Source organism: Nocardioides ultimimeridianus (assembly GCF_054777895.1).
Window position 1 is genome coordinate 153220 of sequence record NZ_BAAHAB010000021.1, and the last position, 17912, is coordinate 171131.

The 17912-nt window shown below is 72.0% G+C and carries 16 protein-coding genes; 7 read left to right on the top strand and 9 right to left on the bottom strand.

What is annotated here, in order from left to right; genetic code table 11:
- Position 1: 1 nt before the first annotated feature.
- The gene (locus ACYU8V_RS18770) at positions 2–826 is read right to left on the bottom strand and encodes an arylamine N-acetyltransferase family protein (protein WP_460849495.1); all 825 of its coding nucleotides are present in this window, start codon (positions 824–826) and stop codon (positions 2–4) included.
- A 49-nt stretch (positions 827–875) separates the two neighbouring features.
- On the opposite strand from ACYU8V_RS18770, the gene ACYU8V_RS18775 reads away from it, so the two are divergent.
- The gene (locus tag ACYU8V_RS18775) at positions 876–1556 is read left to right on the top strand and encodes a YdeI/OmpD-associated family protein (protein ID WP_460849496.1); all 681 of its coding nucleotides are present in this window, start codon (positions 876–878) and stop codon (positions 1554–1556) included.
- On the opposite strand, the gene ACYU8V_RS18780 is transcribed toward ACYU8V_RS18775, so the two are convergent.
- Positions 1553–2431: an RNA polymerase sigma-70 factor gene (locus ACYU8V_RS18780; RefSeq protein ID WP_460849497.1), complete on the bottom strand. Its 879-nt coding sequence runs from the start codon at positions 2429–2431 to the stop codon at positions 1553–1555. The genes ACYU8V_RS18775 and ACYU8V_RS18780 overlap by 4 nt on opposite strands.
- A gap of 2 nt (positions 2432–2433) precedes the next feature.
- Complete coding sequence (locus ACYU8V_RS18785; protein WP_460849499.1) at positions 2434–3012, bottom strand: carboxymuconolactone decarboxylase family protein; 579 nt, start codon at positions 3010–3012, stop codon at positions 2434–2436.
- 121 nt (positions 3013–3133) lie between these two features.
- On the opposite strand from ACYU8V_RS18785, the gene ACYU8V_RS18790 reads away from it, so the two are divergent.
- From ACYU8V_RS18790 to ACYU8V_RS18805, 4 genes are all read left to right on the top strand, one after another.
- Positions 3134–4402: a choice-of-anchor P family protein gene (locus tag ACYU8V_RS18790; RefSeq protein WP_460849501.1), complete on the top strand. Its 1269-nt coding sequence runs from the start codon at positions 3134–3136 to the stop codon at positions 4400–4402.
- A gap of 72 nt (positions 4403–4474) precedes the next feature.
- On the top strand, positions 4475–6166 hold the full coding sequence (locus tag ACYU8V_RS18795) for a fumarate hydratase (protein WP_460849502.1): 1692 nt from the start codon (positions 4475–4477) through the stop codon (positions 6164–6166).
- 12 nt (positions 6167–6178) lie between these two features.
- Entirely contained in the window at positions 6179–6619 is a 441-nt protein-coding gene (locus tag ACYU8V_RS18800; RefSeq protein WP_460849504.1) for a hypothetical protein, read from the top strand.
- Positions 6620–6740: 121 nt separating this feature from the next.
- Complete coding sequence (locus tag ACYU8V_RS18805; protein ID WP_460849505.1) at positions 6741–8522, top strand: hypothetical protein; 1782 nt, start codon at positions 6741–6743, stop codon at positions 8520–8522.
- A 27-nt stretch (positions 8523–8549) separates the two neighbouring features.
- On the opposite strand, the gene ACYU8V_RS18810 is transcribed toward ACYU8V_RS18805, so the two are convergent.
- Positions 8550–10313 carry a DUF429 domain-containing protein gene (locus tag ACYU8V_RS18810; RefSeq protein ID WP_460849506.1) on the bottom strand — a complete coding sequence of 588 codons (1764 nt, stop codon included), beginning with the start codon at positions 10311–10313 and terminating at the stop codon, positions 8550–8552.
- Positions 10314–10386: 73 nt separating this feature from the next.
- On the opposite strand from ACYU8V_RS18810, the gene ACYU8V_RS18815 reads away from it, so the two are divergent.
- Complete coding sequence (locus ACYU8V_RS18815; protein WP_460849507.1) at positions 10387–11778, top strand: class II fumarate hydratase; 1392 nt, start codon at positions 10387–10389, stop codon at positions 11776–11778.
- On the opposite strand, the gene ACYU8V_RS18820 is transcribed toward ACYU8V_RS18815, so the two are convergent.
- Positions 11775–12095, bottom strand: coding sequence for a hypothetical protein (locus tag ACYU8V_RS18820; RefSeq protein ID WP_460849508.1), 321 nt, complete (start codon positions 12093–12095; stop codon positions 11775–11777). The genes ACYU8V_RS18815 and ACYU8V_RS18820 overlap by 4 nt on opposite strands.
- A gap of 124 nt (positions 12096–12219) precedes the next feature.
- Between ACYU8V_RS18820 and ACYU8V_RS18825 the strand changes: the two genes are divergently transcribed.
- Positions 12220–13641 carry an acyl-CoA synthetase gene (locus ACYU8V_RS18825; RefSeq protein ID WP_460849509.1) on the top strand — a complete coding sequence of 474 codons (1422 nt, stop codon included), beginning with the start codon at positions 12220–12222 and terminating at the stop codon, positions 13639–13641.
- Positions 13642–13697: 56 nt separating this feature from the next.
- Here the strand turns inward: ACYU8V_RS18825 and ACYU8V_RS18830 are convergent, their stop codons facing one another.
- The 4 genes from ACYU8V_RS18830 to ACYU8V_RS18845 all read right to left on the bottom strand — a co-directional run bounded on the left by ACYU8V_RS18830 (position 13698) and on the right by ACYU8V_RS18845 (position 17859).
- Positions 13698–14366: an aggregation-promoting factor C-terminal-like domain-containing protein gene (locus ACYU8V_RS18830; protein ID WP_460849510.1), complete on the bottom strand. Its 669-nt coding sequence runs from the start codon at positions 14364–14366 to the stop codon at positions 13698–13700.
- A 174-nt stretch (positions 14367–14540) separates the two neighbouring features.
- Positions 14541–15896, bottom strand: coding sequence for a PhoH family protein (locus tag ACYU8V_RS18835; RefSeq protein ID WP_460849512.1), 1356 nt, complete (start codon positions 15894–15896; stop codon positions 14541–14543).
- A gap of 209 nt (positions 15897–16105) precedes the next feature.
- The gene (gene trmB / locus ACYU8V_RS18840; protein WP_460849513.1) at positions 16106–16828 is read right to left on the bottom strand and encodes a tRNA (guanosine(46)-N7)-methyltransferase TrmB; all 723 of its coding nucleotides are present in this window, start codon (positions 16826–16828) and stop codon (positions 16106–16108) included.
- 29 nt (positions 16829–16857) lie between these two features.
- Positions 16858–17859 carry a cyclic nucleotide-binding domain-containing protein gene (locus ACYU8V_RS18845; protein ID WP_460849514.1) on the bottom strand — a complete coding sequence of 334 codons (1002 nt, stop codon included), beginning with the start codon at positions 17857–17859 and terminating at the stop codon, positions 16858–16860.
- Positions 17860–17912 lie beyond the last annotated feature (53 nt).

Consider the following 17912-nt stretch of genomic DNA (forward strand, 5'->3'; position numbering starts at 1 on the left):
GTTACGGGGCGACGAGCTCCCGGATCCTGGCGTGCAGCCGGCGACCCTCGTCGGCGGTCAGCGCCACCTCGAGCTCGTCCAGCCAGGCACCGACCTCCTCGGGCCGCAGCTGCCGGTGCTCGGTCGGCCGGCCGGCCTGTCGGATCGTGACGGTCTGGTGGGTGAGGGTGACGTGGCGGTCGTCGACGTAGCGAGCCACCATGAGCCCCGACCGGAAGTGCGAGCCCGGGAAGGTGCTGGTGAAGTGATGGCCCTCGACGATGTCGGACGGGTGGACCGGGAGCAGGTCGATCGTGTGCAGCCGCTGCCACCCGCCGTCGCGCTCGCGGTGCAGCTCGAACCCGCCTACCTCCGGCGCGGCCACGACCCGGCTACGCCAGCCGTAGTGGTCGGCCTCGCGGGCGTCGTCGAGCGGAATCGGCCGGATGAGGCTCATCCCGAACCCCGGGTCGCACAGCCACCACCGCTCGCCCAGGCGGACCCCGACGGTCAGGTGGGTACGGGCCGCGACCCCGGTCGGGCTGTCGACGCGGCCCAGCTGGCGGCGTACGTCGTACCCCAGCCGCTCCAGCACGGCCGCGAACAGCGAGCCGTGCTCGAAGCAGTAGCCCCCACGGCCGCGCCCGAGGAACTTCTCCGCGATCGCGGGGAGGGAGACGCCGGGGTGCTGGTCCAGCAGCACGTCGATGTTGTCGAAGGTGAACGTGCGCACGTGCGCCTCGTGCAGCTCGCCGAGCGCGATCACGCTCGGCTCCTTCGGCTCGACGCCGACCCGGGCGAGGTACGCCCCCAGGTCCAGGTCGGCCACCTGCCACTCGTCCAGCACGCGCTCACTCTAGGACGCGCCTGTCGGTGAGGGATGGCACGCTGGCGCCATGCCCGACGAGCAGTCATCGCTCCCCGGTCGCCTCGGCGGTACGCCGGAGCGGCCGGCCCGCTTCTTCGCCGACGCCGCCGAGTTCCGCGCCTGGCTGGAGCGCTGCCACGCCACCGAGACCGAGCTCTGGATGGGGCTGCGCAAGAAGCACGTCGCCGACCGCGGTCTGACCTGGGAGGACGCCGTCCCCGAGGCGCTGTGCTGGGGCTGGATCGACTCCAGGATCGAGCGCATCGACGAGGACGCGATCCGCCAGCGCTGGACCCCGCGCAAGCCCACCAGCAACTGGTCCCAGGTCAACCTCGCCCTGTTCGACCGGCTCCGCGCCGAGGGCCGCATCCAGCCGCCGGGCCTGGCGATCTGGGAGGTCCGACGGCCGTCGACGATCCACGCCTACGAGAAGGCCGAGAAGCCCGAGCTCCCCGTGGAGTACGCCGAGCGGCTGGCCGCCGACCCGGCCGCCAGCGCGTTCTGGGCGATCGCCACGCCGTCGTACCGGCACCTGTGCGCGAACTGGGTGATCACGGCCAAGCAGGAGGCCACCCGCGAGAAGCGGATGCAGCAGCTGCTCGACGACTGCGCCGCCGGCCGCATGATCCCCAGCCAGCGCTACGGCAAGGAGCCGGCGTGGGTCGCACGGGCGGCGGCCGCCGCAGCCGCGGCCGCCTCCGGCGACTAGCGCTGAAGCGGGGTCGGCTCGTCGAGCCGCTCCAGCTTGTGCGGGTTGCGCATCGTGAAGATCCGGCTGATCCGGCCGTCCTCGATCTGGACGCTGATCGCGGTCATCCCGAACGCGCCCAGGTCGAGCCGGGCTGCGGGAGCCCCGTTGATCCAGATCGTCTCGACGGTCGCGTCGGGCACGATCCTCGGGAAGTTCTTCAGGAACGCCACCACCCGCTTGGCGCCCTCGATCGGGACCCGCGAGGCCGTCGCGAAGCCGCCGCCGTCGGCGATCACCACGACGTCGGGCGCGAGCACGTCCATCAGGCCCTGCACGTCGCCCGTGGTCACCGCGCGGAGGAACCGCTCGACGACGGCCCGCTGCTCGCCCCTGTCGACGTTGACCCGGGGCCGCCGCGCCTCGACGTGCGACCGCGCGCGGTGCGCCACCTGCCGCACGGCCGCCGCCGACTTGTCGACGGCGGCAGCGATCTCGTCGTAGGGCAGGTCGAAGACCTCGCGCAGCACGAACACGGCGCGCTCGGTGGGCGTGAGGGTCTCCAGGACGGTGAGCATCGCGATGGAGACGCTCTCGGCCAGCTCGACGTCCTCGGCGACGTCGGGGGTGGTCAGCAGCGGCTCGGGGAGCCACTCGCCGACGTACTCCTCGCGCCGTCGCGCCATCGTGCGCAGCCGGTTGAGCGCCTGCCGGGTCGCGATCCGCACCAGGTAGGCGCGCGGGTCGCGCACCTCGGCCCGCGCGCCCTCGTCGAGGCCCGCCCACCGCAGCCAGGTCTCCTGGACGACGTCCTCCGCGTCGGCGGCGGAGCCGAGCATCTCGTAGGCGACGGTGAACAGCAGGCTGCGGTGGGTGATGAACGGGTCCTCGCTCATGGTCAGGACCCTACGACCGCCGGCTCGGCGAGCGGGGCGAGCCCGCAGGCGGCCGCGAAGCCCTCGGACTCGATGCCGAGCGCGACGTTGCCGCGGGTGGTGAGGTTCGCGAAGCCGATCACGTTGGTCAGCTCCACGACGGCGGCCGGACCGAGCTGACGGGTGAGGCTCTCGACCATGGCGTCGGTGACCTCGACGGGCGTGGCGCTCATCGCCTCGGCGTACTCCAGCACCTCCCGCTCCAGCGGGCTGAAGACCGTGGACACCCGCCAGCGCGGGATCTCGCGGGCCTTGGCGAGGTCCAGGCCCTTGTCCTTGGCCATGAAGTAGTTGAAGTCCAGGCACCAGGTGCAGCCGATGTAGGACGCCACCGCCATGTGCGCGAAGGACTTCAGGCTCTCCTCGCAGCGGTCCCACTTCTGCACCTTCTGGCCGAAGCCCATGCTCGCCTTGAGCACCGGGACGTTGTGCCACATCACGCCGAGCGACTCCGGCACGTGGCCGAACATCCTGGCGGCGAACCGCTTGACGAGGGCGCCGTACAGACCGTCGATCTCGGTCGCGGGGATGCGGGTGGTCATGACTTCCTCCTGTTGGGGGTAACGGTCGTTGTCGGCATGGAGACACCGCCCGGAACCCTCGTGTGACATCCTGACGACATCTCCACGTCCACCCCTCCCTCGGGATTCGGAGTCCCCTCCCATGAAAACGCGTTTCCTGCTCCCCCTCCTCCTCCTTCTCGGCGTCTCGCTGAGCCTCGTCGCGGTTCCCTCGTCGGCACAGGCGGCCACCAAGCTCTGGGCCTACCAGGCCAGCGCGGGCGCCACGTACGTCCGGCTGGGTGACGGCACGGTCAGCTCCGACCTCACCGCCGCCAGCACGATCACCGGCGGCCCGAACGGCTCGCGGCGCTCCAACAGCACCGCGGCGGTCAACATCGCCGGCGGCGCGGTCAAGACCGGCGCCGTGCAGACCAGCACGGTCGCGACCAAGACCGAGACCACGACGTCGCTGCACTCCTGGGCGCGCACGGCCAACGTCGACGTGCTGTCCGGGCTGATCCACATCGACGCCGTGACCACGAACATGTACACGACAGGTACGACGTCGGGCACGATCACGACCTCGGCCAACACCCAGTTCGCGGGCATCCACATCGCCGGCGTGAAGCTGCCGCTGAACATCCCGAAGAACTACCAGGTCACCATCCCGGGCGTCGCGAACGTCCAGATGAACTGGAGCCAGAGCACCCACGACGGCTCCGGCTCGGCGAACATCGGCTGGGCGCTCAGCCTGACCCTGCTCGAGCCCCGTCAGGGCATGCCCGCCAACGTGACGATCCTGCTCAACCCGGAGACCCAGTTCCTGAGCAACACCGTCCCGTCGCCGGGCGCGGTGCTCTACGGCATGGCCTACGGCACGCAGGCCAAGGTCGCCGCGGGTGACCTCGCCCGGATCGAGAGCGGCCCCACCGCCTTCATCGGCACGCCGTTCGACAGCAGCCACAACAAGACGCTGCTGCGCACCACCGCGACCGTCAACGTCCCCGGCGTGCTCACCACGGGCGCCGTGACCACGACGAGCACCTCCGACAAGGACACGCTCGGCAACGCCTACATCCGCAACACCAGCCAGGTGGCGGGGCTGAACCTGCTCGGCGGTCTGGTCAAGGCGACCGCGATCAAGGTCGTCGCGTACGGGCGGATGCAGGACGGGGTCTGGACCCGGAGCCTGAAGATGACGACGGTGAACCTCGTCGTCGCCGGTCACGCCATCCCGATCAACGTCGGCCCGAACACGACGATCAACGTCGCCGGGTTGGGCAAGGTCGTGCTCAACGCACGCACCAGCAACCCGACGACGCACAGCAACGAGATCGCCGCGGTCCGGATCACCCTGGGCACGCCCAAGGGCAACCTTCCGGTCGGTGCGGTCATCGAGCTGGCGGTCGCCGCGACGCAGATCAGCTGAACCACCCGACGAGGGCCCGGCCGCCGATGGGCGGCCGGGCCCTCGCGCGTCCGTGGGGATATCCTGCGAGCCGTGGCTGACGCAGAGTTCCGGTACTCCGACCTCCTCCCGACCTCGCACGACGAGACGCCGTACCGGCTGATCACCACCGAGGGCGTCGAGACCGTCGAGGGCCCCGACGGACGGACCTTCCTCAAGGTCGCCCCCGAGGCGATCCAGCAGCTCACGGCCGAGGCGATGCATGACATCAGCCACTACCTGCGCCCCGCGCACCTCCAGCAGCTGCGCAAGATCATCGACGACCCCGAGGCGTCCGGGAACGACCGCTTCGTCGCGCTCGACCTGCTCAAGAACGTCAACATCAGTGCCGGCGGCGTGCTGCCGATGTGCCAGGACACCGGCACCGCGATCGTGATGGGCAAGAAGTCCGAGGGCGTGCTCACCGGCAGCGACGACGCGGAGTGGATCTCGCGCGGCGTCTACGACGCCTACACCAGGCTCAACCTGCGCTACAGCCAGCTCGCGCCGCTGACCATGTACGACGAGAAGAACACCGGCTCCAACCTGCCGGCGCAGATCGAGCTCTACTCCACCCCGGGCGGCGAGGGTAAGTCGCCCGAGTACAAGTTCCTCTTCATGGCCAAGGGCGGCGGCTCGGCCAACAAGTCCTTCCTGTTCCAGGAGACGAAGGCGATCCTCAACCCGAAGCGGCTGTTGGAGTTCCTCGACGAGAAGATCCGCTCCCTCGGCACGGCCGCCTGCCCGCCGTACCACCTCGCCGTGGTGATCGGTGGCACGAGCGCGGAGTTCGCGCTGAAGACCGCGAAGTACGCCTCCGCGCACTACCTCGACAACCTCCCCACCTCCGGGTCGATGGACGCGCACGGCTTCCGCGACGTGGAGCTGGAGGAGGAGGTCTTCAAGCTGACCCAGTCCTTCGGCATCGGCGCGCAGTTCGGCGGCAAGTACTTCTGCCACGACGTCCGTGTCGTCCGGCTCCCGCGCCACGGCGCCTCCTGCCCGGTCGCGATCGCCGTCTCCTGCTCGGCCGACCGGCAGGCGCTCGGCAAGATCACCAGCGAGGGCGTCTTCCTCGAGCAGCTCGAGACCGACCCGGCGCAGTACATGCCCGACGCCGGTGTCGCCGAGGACATCTCCGGCGGCGAGGTCGTCAAGGTCGACCTCAACCGGCCGATGGGCGAGATCCTGGCCCAGCTCTCGTCGTACCCCGTCAAGACCCGGCTCTCCCTCACCGGCCCGCTCGTGGTGGCGCGCGACATCGCGCACGCCAAGATCCAGGAGCGGCTCAACGCGGGCGAGGGCATGCCGCAGTACCTGAAGGACCACCCCGTCTACTACGCCGGCCCGGCGAAGACCCCGGCCGGGATGGCCTCCGGATCCTTCGGCCCCACCACGGCCGGCCGGATGGACTCCTACGTCAAGGCCTTCCAGGCCGAGGGCGGCTCGATGGTGATGCTCGCCAAGGGCAACCGCTCCAAGCAGGTCACCGAGGCGTGCAACGAGTACGGCGGCTTCTACCTCGGCTCCATCGGCGGCCCCGCCGCGCGGCTCGCGCAGGACTGCATCAAGAGCCAGGAGGTCATCGAGTACCCCGAGCTCGGCATGGAGGCCGTGTGGAAGATCGAGGTCGAGGACTTCCCCGCCTTCATCGTGGTCGACGACAAGGGCAACGACTTCTTCGCCGACCCCGGCGGCTCGGTGACCGTCCCGATCACCGGGATCCGGGTGCGGTCCGCGGAGTAGCGGGCCCGTTCGGTGCGACGCGTCCGCCAGGTCGGCGGCTACTACCTGGCCGGGTGCGTGCTCGTCGCACTGATCCTCGTGGTCGTCGCCCTGGTCGGGCTCGCGTTCTCCCCGGACATGCGCGACCAACTGCTGCTGCGCCAGCACGAGGTGACCGCCACGGTCGGCACCGGCACGGCGCCGGGCCAGTGCGGCCGGATCGGAGGGCCGGCGGCAGAGGTCGACTGGACCGAGCACGGCGTACGCCGTACCGGCTGGCTGTCCTACTGCGCGCGCACCCGCCCCCGGCCCGGCGACTCGGTCCGGGTCGCCGTCACGCCCTCCTCGAAGTGGGCCCACTACCCCGGCCACGGTTCGATCTACCTGACCGGGCTCCAGGCGATCCTGTTCGGCGGCGCGCTCCTCGCCGTGCTCGGCCTGATCGCCTCGCTCCTCCCGGGCCGCGCCCGCTGACCCGGGCGGTTCCGAGGTCGCGGGGCAGGCGCGCGCGGATCCCGGTTCACCCACGGAGCGGCCCGAGGGCGTCGTACGATCCTCGCGCGGTGCCGACGCGGCGCCGGTCAGGGGGATCCCAATGCGTCGACTGCTCGCCGCCGCGCTCATCGCCGGCCCGCTCACCGTCCTCGGCGTCGCGCCCGCGCACGCCGTACCGGCGGCACCCACGTTCTCCAACCTCGACGCATCGACGCCCGGGCACGTCACCGGCACGGTGACGAGCGACCAGCCGTACGTGTTCGTGCGGATGGACAACGACACCGCCACGTCGATGGTGACCCTAGCGGGCGGCACCGGGTCGTTCGACCTCGAGACCTGGGGATACGGCTCGGGCAGCGGGACCACCGATGTCCAGGCCGCCGCCTGCCCCACCGCGACCGCCGACGGCTCGTGCTCGTCGCTCGCCACCAGCGCCGCCTTCACCCCGACCGACGTCACGCCCCAGGTCACCTGGTTCGACGACGGCACGATCGGCCCCGGTCAGGGCGACCCCAGCATCACCGTCAGCGACACTGGCGGCGGCGACCTCCACGCGATCTTCGTGAGCGACGGCCAGCGCTTCGACACGGTCGTCGCGCACAACGGGACGACGGTCCTGCCCGCCGACGCCGATGGCTCCGGCTACGTCCGCATCACGCGGTGCCGAAGCGGCAGCCCCTTCGTCTGCAACGACCTGGGCTTCACCGCGCCGCTCGAGCACGACCTCGCTGTACGCCGGACCGCGAGCGCCGTCTGGCTGCGCGATGTCGGCGTGGCGACCGCGGCCGCGCCCGACCCGGTCTACACGGTCGACCCCACCCCCTCGACGGCCGAGGCTTCCTACACGCTGTCGTGGCACCTGGAGACCGGCTCCCCCGCAACCCAGGTCGGCGGCGGTGGCACGGCCACCGGATCGCTCACCGCGGGCACGCCTATCGCCGTCACGCTCGACACCACGGACGTCCCCGACGGCGACTACACCGTCGTCGGGACCCTGACGCTCCACGACCCCGACTTCGGCACGTACACCGACGTCCCGGTCGAGGGCGGCTCCCTCCGGGTCGACAAGACCGGCCCGACCATCGACCCGGGCTCGCTGCACGTGACGCACACCTACGTCCGCCCCGAGAGCGGCGCCGGCGATGACCTGGTCACGATCACCGCCACCGGCGCGAACGCCGAGGACGGCGACACCTGGACGGTGCTCGGCCCGACGGGTCAGCTGGTGCGCTCGTTCCTCCCCGGCATCGTCACTCCTGGCCAGTCCTGGGAGGCGCAGTTCGACGGCCGCGACGAGGACGGGGTCCCGCTCCCCTCGGGCGGCTACACCGTGCAGCTGAGCGACGCGAACGGGAACCTCGGCCCGACCCTCAAGGTGCAGGTCCAGCGACTCGCCGCCAGGACCTTCACGAAGACGGTCACCGCGAAGGCCTCCAAGGTCGACCAGTACGTCGGCCGCTGCTCCCGGCTCGCGTCACCCTCCTCGCACGGGTGGGCCGGCTCGCTCGGCTACTTCGCGAACACCCGGTGCCGCTCGACCACGGGCGTCGACAGCACGGTCGCGACCGAGCACTCCGTCAGGCTGCCGGCCGCGGCGACGTACCGGGACGTGCAGATCAGCGCCTACGGCGGTGCCGCGAAGGGCTTCGGCCGCTCGGTGGCGGTGATGTACTACGAGGACCCGTCGCGCAACAACAAGGTGGCCAAGACGATCCTCGGTGCGAGGGCCGGCACCTGGGCCGGACCGCGCAAGGCCGCGTCGACGATGGTGAAGAGGATCGGCAGCGCCCGGTACGTCTTCTGGACCGCGGGCACCGCAGCGCGGCAGCACTACGACGTGAAGGGCTTCACCGTGACGGTCCGCTACCAGATCTGGCAGTGAGGCCCGCGCAGTCCGACGGAGCCCGCGTCACGCTTCGCTGGGCCGCATCTTCGCCAGCCGCGCCCGCAGCGCGGCGGTCCGGTGCGCGTTGCCGCGCAGCTCGACGAAGGCCGCGCCGTAGGTCCACAGCAGGGCGTCGTCGAGGCGGCGTACGGCGCCGGGCGGGTAGCGGTAGTCCATCCGCTCGGCCAGGGCCTCCGCGTCGACCGAGCGCAGCGTCTCCCCCAGCTCGGCCAGCGAGGTGATGCCCAGCTCGAGGACCAGGCCGGCCATCCAGGCGTAGTGGTCGGTGCGCGACCAGCCGGCGTCGGCGTACTGCCCGGCGAGGAAGGCGGCCAGCTCGCGCGGGCTGATCCGCGGGTCGTCGTCCTCGGTCTCCGGGGCCGCGGTGGAGAGCGGCTCGCGCAGCCGGTCGCGGATCGTGGAGAACTCCCGGTCCGCCAGCTCCAGCAGCCCCGCCGCGAGCGTGAACCGGCGGTCGAAGTCGGGGATGTGGGCGTCGGGGATGGTGCCCTTGTAGCGGATGTCGTGCTCGAACTCGGCCCACGCGTGCTGCAGCACGGTGCGGATCTGCACCTGCGCGTGCAGGTCGCGCAGGGTCTCGTAGCCGGCCCCGCCACCGTCGGGCTCCACGCCGATCAGCAGGTGCCGGCTGGCGTAGCCGAAGCGACCCTCGCTGGCCGTCTCCTGCCCCATGTCCCGGTCGTCGAGCACCACGAAGGCCTGGCCGAGCAGCTCGGCCACCGCCTGCACGTCGCTGTGCACGTAGGTGATGACCCGGGTGCCGATCTGATCGGTGATCTCGCGCAACGGGTCGGTGTAGAGCGGGCGGCCCTCGACGGTGCGCACGGCCTTGCCGGCGAAGGACGTGACCGTCTTCGCCCGCCCCGTCACGGTCAGGTAGTTGATGCCCGCGTCGTCGAGGATCGAGGTGACCAGCTGGACGTAGAGGTCGGTGCCACGCTGCACCTCCGGGAAGCGCTCGGCGTACGCCCGCACGGCCGCGCCGGCGTCACCCGCGGCCGCCGCCGCGGCGCGCTTGGCCCGGGGTGTCGGCCGCAGGTCCTCGGGGAGGGTCGGGGTGACGATGTAGCCGGTCTCGAAGTCGCCGTACGTCGTCGTGGCGTCCGGCCGCCGATCGGCGAACAGCCCGATGTAGGCGCACAGCACCGCGTCCACCTGGTCCTCGACCACGCGCAGCTCGCTCTTGCGCCGCGCCTCCTGCACCGCGGTGTGCAGCGTGCTCCAGGCGGCGCCCGCGACGGCCAGCGGCGGGTCGGCGTGCGCGAGGCCCTCGATCAGCCCCATCAGCACGGTGAGCTCGGCCTGCAGCTGCTCGACCTTGCGGCCGGTCTTGTTCTTGTACTTCAGCGTGCGGCCGAGCCGGAACAGCGCGACCGTCGCGGGATGCGGGTAGACCTCGATCGCGCGGCGGCTGCGGCCCGAGCGGGGGTTCATGTCCAGCTTGAGCCGGGCCGCGATCCGGGCGCCGCGCGGCTGCTCGGCGAACTCCGGCTTCCCGGTGTTGGCGGGGTGCGCGCCGGCGTCGAAGCGGGCGAAGTCGCGGTTGAGCGCGGTCTCGCAGGCCCGCGCGCCGGTCGGGTTCGTGACGACGAGCGGTGCGTCGAGGGCGACCAGGCAGTCGCCGTCGACGTACGGCGCCAGGGCCGCGGCGATCTCGTCGTCGGTCGTGACGGCCGAGACGTGCACCAGGCGGCCCTCCTCGTCGACGACGGCGAGCCCGGTGGGCCGACGCTCGCCCCAGGCGAGGTCCACTCCGACGTAGTGCATGCGGTCAGCCTGCCCTACCCGGCTGCCTCCTCACCCCTCCTGTCCTGCGAGTCGACCGGCTAACGTCGGGAGGGTGACGAAGCAGGAGTTCCGCGTCGAGCACGACTCGATGGGCGAGGTCGAGGTCCCGGCAGACGCGCTGTGGAAGGCGCAGACCCAGCGGGCGGTGGAGAACTTCCCGATCAGCGGTACGCCGATCGAGCCGGCCCTCATCCACGCCCTCGGCGAGGTGAAGGCGGCCGCCGCGGTGGCCAACGGCGAGCTCGGGGTGCTCACCGGCGAGCAGGCGTCGGCGATCGAGAGCGCCGCACGCGAGGTGGCGGCCAGCCAGCACGACGACCAGTTCCCCATCGACGTGTTCCAGACCGGGTCCGGCACCAGCTCCAACATGAACGCCAACGAGGTCATCGCCTCGCTGGCGGCGCGCGACGGCCTCGAGGTCCACCCCAACGACCACGTCAACGCGAGCCAGTCCAGCAACGACACCTTCCCCACCGCCATCCACGTCGCCGCCACGCTGTCGGTGATGCGCGACCTGCTGCCCGCGCTGGACGTCCTCGCGACCTCGCTCGAGGCCAAGGCCGAGGAGTTCGCCGGCGTGGTGAAGTCGGGGCGCACGCACCTGATGGACGCGACGCCGGTGATGCTCGGGCAGGAGTTCGGCGGGTACGCCGCGACGGTCCACTTCGCAGGCGAGCGGCTGATCGACGTACTGCACCGGGTGCGGGAGCTCCCGCTGGGCGGCACCGCCGTCGGCACCGGCATCAACACCCCCGCCGGCTTCGCGCAGGCCGCGATCGAGGCCCTCAACAGCGCCACCGGCCAGGACTTCACCGAGGCGCGCAACCACTTCGAGGCGCAGGGCACCCGCGACTCGCTGGTCGAGCTGTCCGGCGTGCTGAGGACGTACGCCGTCGGCCTGACCAAGATCTGCAACGACCTGCGCTGGATGGGGTCGGGCCCCACGACCGGGTTGGCGGAGATCCACCTGCCCGACCTGCAGCCGGGCTCGAGCATCATGCCCGGCAAGGTGAACCCGGTCCTTCCCGAGGCCACCCTGATGGTGTGCATGCAGGTCATCGGCAACGACGCGACCGTCGCGATGGCGGGCGCGAGCGGGGCGTTCGAGCTGAACGTGGCGATGCCGGTGCTGGCGCGCAACGTGCTGGAGTCGGTGCGGCTGCTCGCCGCGGCCAGCCGCACGCTCGCGACCCGCTGCATCGACGGCATCACCGCCGACCCCGCCCGGCTGCGCCGCTACGCCGAGAGCTCGCCGTCGGTGGTGACCCCGCTGAACCGGGTGATCGGCTACGAGGCCGCGGCGAAGATCGCGAAGAAAGCGCTCGCCGACGGCGCCACGATCCGGGAGACCGTCCTCGCGCTGGGGTACGTCGAGCGCGGCGAGCTCAGCCTGGAGCAGCTGGACGCCGCGCTCGACGTGGAGTCGATGACCCGCCCGAGCTAGACCCTCTTGCTCCGGCCGGTGGCGAGGGCGGCGCCCATCACCGCCAGCGCGGCCACCACGATCTGCCAGAGGTGACGGATCCAGTCGACGCCGTTGGTGGAGTTGTCCCAGGTGGCGGCGTGGCCGTCGAAGGGCTTGTTGTTGTGCCCGAACAGGCCCCAGTAGACGAAGCTGCCGACGAGCATGCCGATGACACCGCAGACCACGGTGAGCCACAGCGGGATGTTGTCGCGGTCGCCGGGAGCGACCGCCTTGCCGAGCAGGCCGATGATCAGGCCGCCCACGAGGGTCACGATGATGGTCCAGAGAAGTTCCATGATGCATCCCCTTCCGAGCGGACGCGGGTGCGTCCGAGGTCTCCCACATCCTTACCCGACCAGCGCGGATGCGATGCTCCGGTGCCGCGTACGGCGTGTCGCGCCGCCCCGGCAGAATGCACCTGTGAGCGACCTGCTGCCCGACGCCGCCGACTCCGAGCACGCCTTCACCGTCGACGGCACGACGCTGCGGACCGCCGACCTCCTGGCCGCGGCGGCCGCGGCCGCGCAGGAGCTCGACGGCGTCGACCGGGTCGCCGTGAACGCCACCGCGACGATGGAGACCGTGATCGCGGTCGTGGCCGCGGTGCTGTCCGGCACGACGGTGGTCCTGGTCCCGCCGGACTCCGGCGCCGCGGAGCTGCGTCACGTGCTCGACGACTCCCGGCCGCAGGCCTGGCTCGGCGCGCCCCCGCCGGAGACCGGCCTGCCGCACCTGCCCGCCCGCGTCGGCGCGCGGGCGCCGTACGCACCCGGGGCCGTGGACCCCGACCACATCGCGTTCGTGCTCTACACCTCGGGCACCACCGGGCTACCCAAGGGCGTGCTGCTGCCGCGCCGCTCGATCCTGGCCTGCCTCGACGGCCTCGCCGAGGCATGGGCCTGGACGCCCCGTGACGTGCTCGCGCACGGGCTGCCGCTGTTCCACGTGCACGGGCTGATCCTCGGCGTCCTCGGCCCGCTGCACGTCGGCGGCGGGCTGATCCACACCGGCCGCCCCACCCCCGAGAGGTACGCCGACGCGGCCCGCGCGGGCGCGACGATGTTCTTCGGGGTCCCCACGGTCTGGAGCCGGATCGCGGAGGAGCCTGAGCACGCGGCGGCCCTGCGCGACGCCCGGCTGCTGGTCTCCGGCAGCGCGCCGCTGCCGGTCCCGGTCCTGGCGCGGGTCGAGGAGCTCACCGGCCACCGGATCGTCGAGCGCTACGGCATGAGCGAGACCCTGATCACCGTGGCCACCCGTGCCGACGGCGTGGCCCGTGCCGGCTGGGTGGGCGTCCCGATCGCCGGCGTGGAGACGCGCCTGCGCGACGACGAGGACCGGCCCGTCCCCGCCGACGGGGAGTCGATCGGCCAGCTGCAGGTCCGCGGCACCGGCACCTCCCTGTTCGCCGGCTACCTCAACCGGCCCGACGCCACGGCCGCCGCCTGGACCGAGGACGGCTGGATCCGGACCGGCGACGTGGCCGTGATCGACCCGGAGGGGGTGCACCGGATCGTGGGGCGCGCCTCCGTCGACCTGATCAAGTCGGGCGGCTTCCGGATCGGCGCCGGCGAGATCGAGTCGACCCTGCTCGGCCACCCCGCCGTCGCCGAGTGCGCCGTCATCGGCCCGCCGGACGAGGACCTGGGCCAGCGGATCGTGGCCTGCGTCGTGCTGCGCGAGGGGTACGCCGCCGCCGACGACCTGGCCGCGGAGCTCACGGCGTACGTCGGCGCGGAGCTGTCGGCCCACAAGCGGCCCCGCGAGGTCCGCTTCCTCGCCTCACTCCCCCGCAACGAGCTCGGGAAGGTGCAGAAGACCCGCCTGTCGTTGGTTGAGTAGGAGCGAGCGCCAGCGAGCGACGTATCGAAACCAACGACCGCGCCGCGGGGCCTCGCCTAATACCAGCCCGTGGCTTGCGAGTGGCCCCAGGCGCCGCAGGGGCTGCCGTAGCGGTCCTGGATGTAGCCCAGGCCCCACTTGATCTGGGTGACCGGGTTGTCCTGCCAGTCGGAGCCGGCGGAGGCCATCTTCGAGCCGGGCAGGGACTGCGGGATGCCGTAGGCGCCCGAGGGGTTGGCGGCGTGCACGTTCCAGCCGCTCTCCCGGTTCCACAGCGACTCCAGGCAGCCGTACTGGTCGCTGCTGAAGCCGAACTCGGGCAGCAGCGCCTTGGCGATGTCGTGCGGGTCGGACTGCGAGAGAGTGCGCGACTGGGTGATCGCGGCCGGCTGGTCGTCGACGACCGCGGCCAGCTTCGAGGGGTCCGCGGCCGGGCGGGCGTCGCCGCGCGACAGCTCCGGAGCCCGTACGACGGGCGTGGCGACCGTCGTCGCGGTGGTGCTCAGCGCCGAGCCGTCGGCGACCAGCGACCCGCTGAGGTCGGCCGCGCCGTGCGCACCGGCGTCCTTGCCGAGCATCCCCGCACCGACCGAGACACCGGTGACGGCGAGGGCCACCGACGACAGCACGACGGTGTTGCGGGCGGCTCGCTTGGGAGCTTCGGCCAGGTGTGCATGCCGAGGGGCTCCGCGGTGCTTGGGCGCGGGGCGGCTGGAGTTCGACAAATGCTCAGTTCCTGGCTGGGCGACACGACACATCGCCGGTCCGAGTTGGGCCGGCATCGCAGCCGGCGCCCTGGCGATCGCACCACCCTGCCTGACGGGTGGATGCGTTGCAAATCACCGCGGCCGGTGTGTCCGCATCACGGGCGGACACACCGGCCGGAGTTGTCACGCCCGTCATACCTGGCTGAGGTTCTCCAGCATCTCGGTGACAAGGGCCGCGATCGGGGACCGCTCGGAGCGGGTCAGCGTGACGTGGGCGAAGAGCGGGTGGCCCTTGAGCTTCTCCACCACCGCGACGATGCCGTCGTGGCGGCCGACGCGCAGGTTGTCACGCTGGGCGACGTCGTGGGTGAGGACCACCTTGGAGTTGGCGCCGATCCGCGACAGCACGGTCAGCAGCACGTTGCGCTCCAGCGACTGGGCCTCGTCGACGATCACGAACGCGTCGTGCAGCGAGCGGCCGCGGATGTGGGTCAGCGGCAGGACCTCGAGCATCCCGCGGGCCATGATCTCCTCGACCACCTCGTTCGAGGTCAGCGCGCCGAGGGTGTCGAACACGGCCTGGCCCCACGGGCCCATCTTCTCCTCGGCGCTGCCGGGCAGGTAGCCGAGCTCCTGTCCGCCGACGGCGAAGAGCGGGCGGAAGATGACGACCTTCTTGTGCTGGCCGCGCTCCATGACCGCCTCGAGCCCGGCGCACAGCGCCATGGCGGACTTGCCGGTGCCGGCCCGGCCGCCGAGGGACACGATGCCGACCTCCGGGTCGAGCAGCATCTCCAGCGCGATCTTCTGCTCCGAGGAGCGGCCGTGGATGCCGAACGCCTCGCGGTCGCCGCGCACCAGGTGCACGTGCTTGTCGGGTCCGACCCGGCCGAGGGCGGTGCCGCGGTCGGAGAGCAGGACCAGGCCGGTGTGGCAGGGCAGGTCGCGGGCCGCCTCGAGGTCGAGCGTGCCGTCGTCGTACAGCTCGTCGATGTCGGCGGCCGCGACCTCGAGCTCGGTCATGCCGGTGTAGCCCGTGTCGGAGTCGGAGATCGCCTCGGCGCGGTACTCCTCGGCCGTCAGCCCGACCGCCGAGGCCTTGATCCGCAGCGGGAGGTCCTTGGAGACCAGGGTGACGTCGAAGCCCTCGTCGGCGAGGTTGCGCGCGACGGCGAGGATGCGGGTGTCGTTGTCACCGAGCCGGAAGCCGGACGGCAGCGTCGTCGCGTCGGTGTGGTTGAGCTCGACGCGCAGCGAGCCGCCCTCGTCGCCGATCGGCACGGCGGTGTCGAGCCGGCCGTGCTCGATGCGCAGCTCGTCGAGGATCCGCAGCGCCCCGCGGGCGAAGAACCCGAGCTCGGGGTGGTGCCGCTTGCCCTCGAGCTCGGTGATGACCACCACCGGCAGCACGACCTCGTGCTCGGCGAACCTGCGCAACGCCCCGGGGTCGGCCAGCAGGACGCTGGTGTCGAGGACGTAGGTACGCCGATCCTTGTCGGCCTTCGAACGAGCCTTGCGCGCTGTGGTCTGTGCCTTCGTGTTCGCCACGACTCACCTCACCGGACCGCACGCGCCCACCAGGGCCGCCCCGGCCCTATCCCTGGTAGACGGACCGGGCTGCTCTTCCGTGGATCAACACGTCGGGCCTCCCGATGGTGACCGGCTTCCCCACCGGTCATTGATCGTGAAACTACGCCGCCGCGGTGACCAACCCGTGCGACACGCCCGTCCTCGTGGGTGAACTTCGTGTGTCGGCGTCACACACGCCGGTAGGCGAGGTCGGTGATCGTCCGCTCGGCGCGGATGCCCTTGCGCTCGAACTTGGTGAGCGGCCGCTCGGCCCACCGCTCGGTCACCCCGCCCTCCAGCAGCGGCTCGGCGTCGAGGACCTCGACCATCTGCTCGGCGTACTCGGCCCAGTCGGTGGCCAGCCGCCAGGTCGCACCCGGCGCGAGGCGCGAGGCGATCAGGGACGCGTGCGGCGGCGTGACCAGGCGCCGCTTGTGGTGGCGCTTCTTGTGCCAGGGGTCCGGGAAGAAGGTCCACAGCTCGGCGACGCTGTCGGGAGCGATCAGGGTCTCGAACAGCCAGACCGCGTCGACGCTGCAGAAGCGCACGTTGGTCACGCCGGCCTTGCCGACCCGGCCCAGCCCCTCGGCGACGCCCGGGCGCCACACCTCGAGCGCGAGCACGTTCATGTCCGGCCGGCTCGCGGCCAGGGCCGCCGTCGCCTCGCCGATGCCGCCGCCGATCTCGACCGCGAGCGGCGCCTCGCGCCCGAACGCGCCGGCCAGGGAGAATCCCGGCTCGTCGACCGCCTCGTCGGGGATGACGAACGCGTCGGCGTACGCCGTCCAGGCGGCCTCCTGGGTGGCGCTGAACCGGCTGCCGCGCCGCGAGTAGGTGAGGATCTCGCGGACCGGGCGGCCGTCCTCGGTGAGCTTGTGGTGCGGGCGGGCCGGCGGGAGTTGGTGGTTCATGACCGGCCGATCCTAGGCCGGGAGACGGCTCAGACGGGCATCTCCAGCTCGCGCTGGTGGCCTGCGGCCAGGTGCGCGAGGGCGTCGCGGTCCACGACGTACGCCGGGACCGACGCGACCCGCACCCGGGTGGCCGCGGTCAGGGTCGCCGTGCGGCGGCTGCCCTCGAGGATCGCCCGCTCCCCCAGCACCGCGCCGGGGCCGAGCTCGACGAGCTGCCGGTCGCCGACCGACACCCCGACGACCCCGTCGAGCAGCAGCATCAGCTCGTCACCGGGGTCGCCCTCGCGGGTCAGCACCTCGCCCTCGGCCAGGTCGCGGACCTGCGGCCTCACGTCGCCGCCCATGATCAGCCGCGACAGCTCGCGCTCCAGGGCGGTCTCGGCGGCGGTGACCATCGCGGGCGTGCTGGTGTCGCCCCACGGGGTATGGGTCCAGGACGGCTGCGAGGTCCAGGCCGGCCAGTCGGCGACGCCGGTCTTGAGCGCGAGGTCGCCCGCGTCGTCGTACACCCAGTGCCGGGGGAAGGGGCTGGCGCTGGTGAGGGCGAAGTCCGACGTACCGTCGCAGCGGAGGGTGAGCTCCAGGGTGCTCCACACGATCGGCGAGCGCATCCGGAGGTACGGCGGGCGGCTGGTCTTGCGCGGCAGCGGGCACGCGGTGCGGCCGCCGGTGGTTTGGGTGAAGGTCACGAAGCCGTCGCCCACGACGGGGTCGGGGCGCAGGTCCGGCATCGTGACGCCGGCGAACGTGGCGTCGAGGCCGGCCACCCGGACGGTCGTGGCGCCCATGATCACGCCACCGGTCTGACCGCAGCGGACCACCCGGTCGCCGTCGAACTCGACCCAGGCGTGCAGCCGGTTCGCGAACCGGAACCCGTCGGCGTCGCGCAGCGCGAAGATGTCCTCGATGTGGTCCGGCGGTGGCGCGTCGTAGTGGCTGACGCCCGAGGTGAACCCGAGCTTCAGCGCACCGGAGACGCTCTCGGACGGGATCCAGGACAGCGAGGTGACGGTCGATTCGGTGATCATGTGCCCACGGTCCGCCTCCGGGGCCCGCCCCCGCGAGAGGGCCATCCGGCCAA

Bases quoted from the DNA above. Each gene is read 5' to 3' on its own strand.
- ACYU8V_RS18775 (WP_460849496.1), top strand. From the start codon at position 876: ATGCCCGACGAGCAGTCATCGCTCCCCGGTCGCCTCGGCGGTACGCCG.
- ACYU8V_RS18780 (WP_460849497.1), bottom strand. From the start codon at position 2,431: ATGAGCGAGGACCCGTTCATCACCCACCGCAGCCTGCTGTTCACCGTC.
- ACYU8V_RS18785 (WP_460849499.1), bottom strand. From the start codon at position 3,012: ATGACCACCCGCATCCCCGCGACCGAGATCGACGGTCTGTACGGCGCC.
- ACYU8V_RS18790 (WP_460849501.1), top strand. From the start codon at position 3,134: ATGAAAACGCGTTTCCTGCTCCCCCTCCTCCTCCTTCTCGGCGTCTCG.
- ACYU8V_RS18805 (WP_460849505.1), top strand. From the start codon at position 6,741: ATGCGTCGACTGCTCGCCGCCGCGCTCATCGCCGGCCCGCTCACCGTC.
- ACYU8V_RS18810 (WP_460849506.1), bottom strand. From the start codon at position 10,313: ATGCACTACGTCGGAGTGGACCTCGCCTGGGGCGAGCGTCGGCCCACC.
- ACYU8V_RS18820 (WP_460849508.1), bottom strand. From the start codon at position 12,095: ATGGAACTTCTCTGGACCATCATCGTGACCCTCGTGGGCGGCCTGATC.
- trmB (WP_460849513.1), bottom strand. From the start codon at position 16,828: ATGAACCACCAACTCCCGCCGGCCCGCCCGCACCACAAGCTCACCGAG.
- ACYU8V_RS18845 (WP_460849514.1), bottom strand. From the start codon at position 17,859: ATGATCACCGAATCGACCGTCACCTCGCTGTCCTGGATCCCGTCCGAG.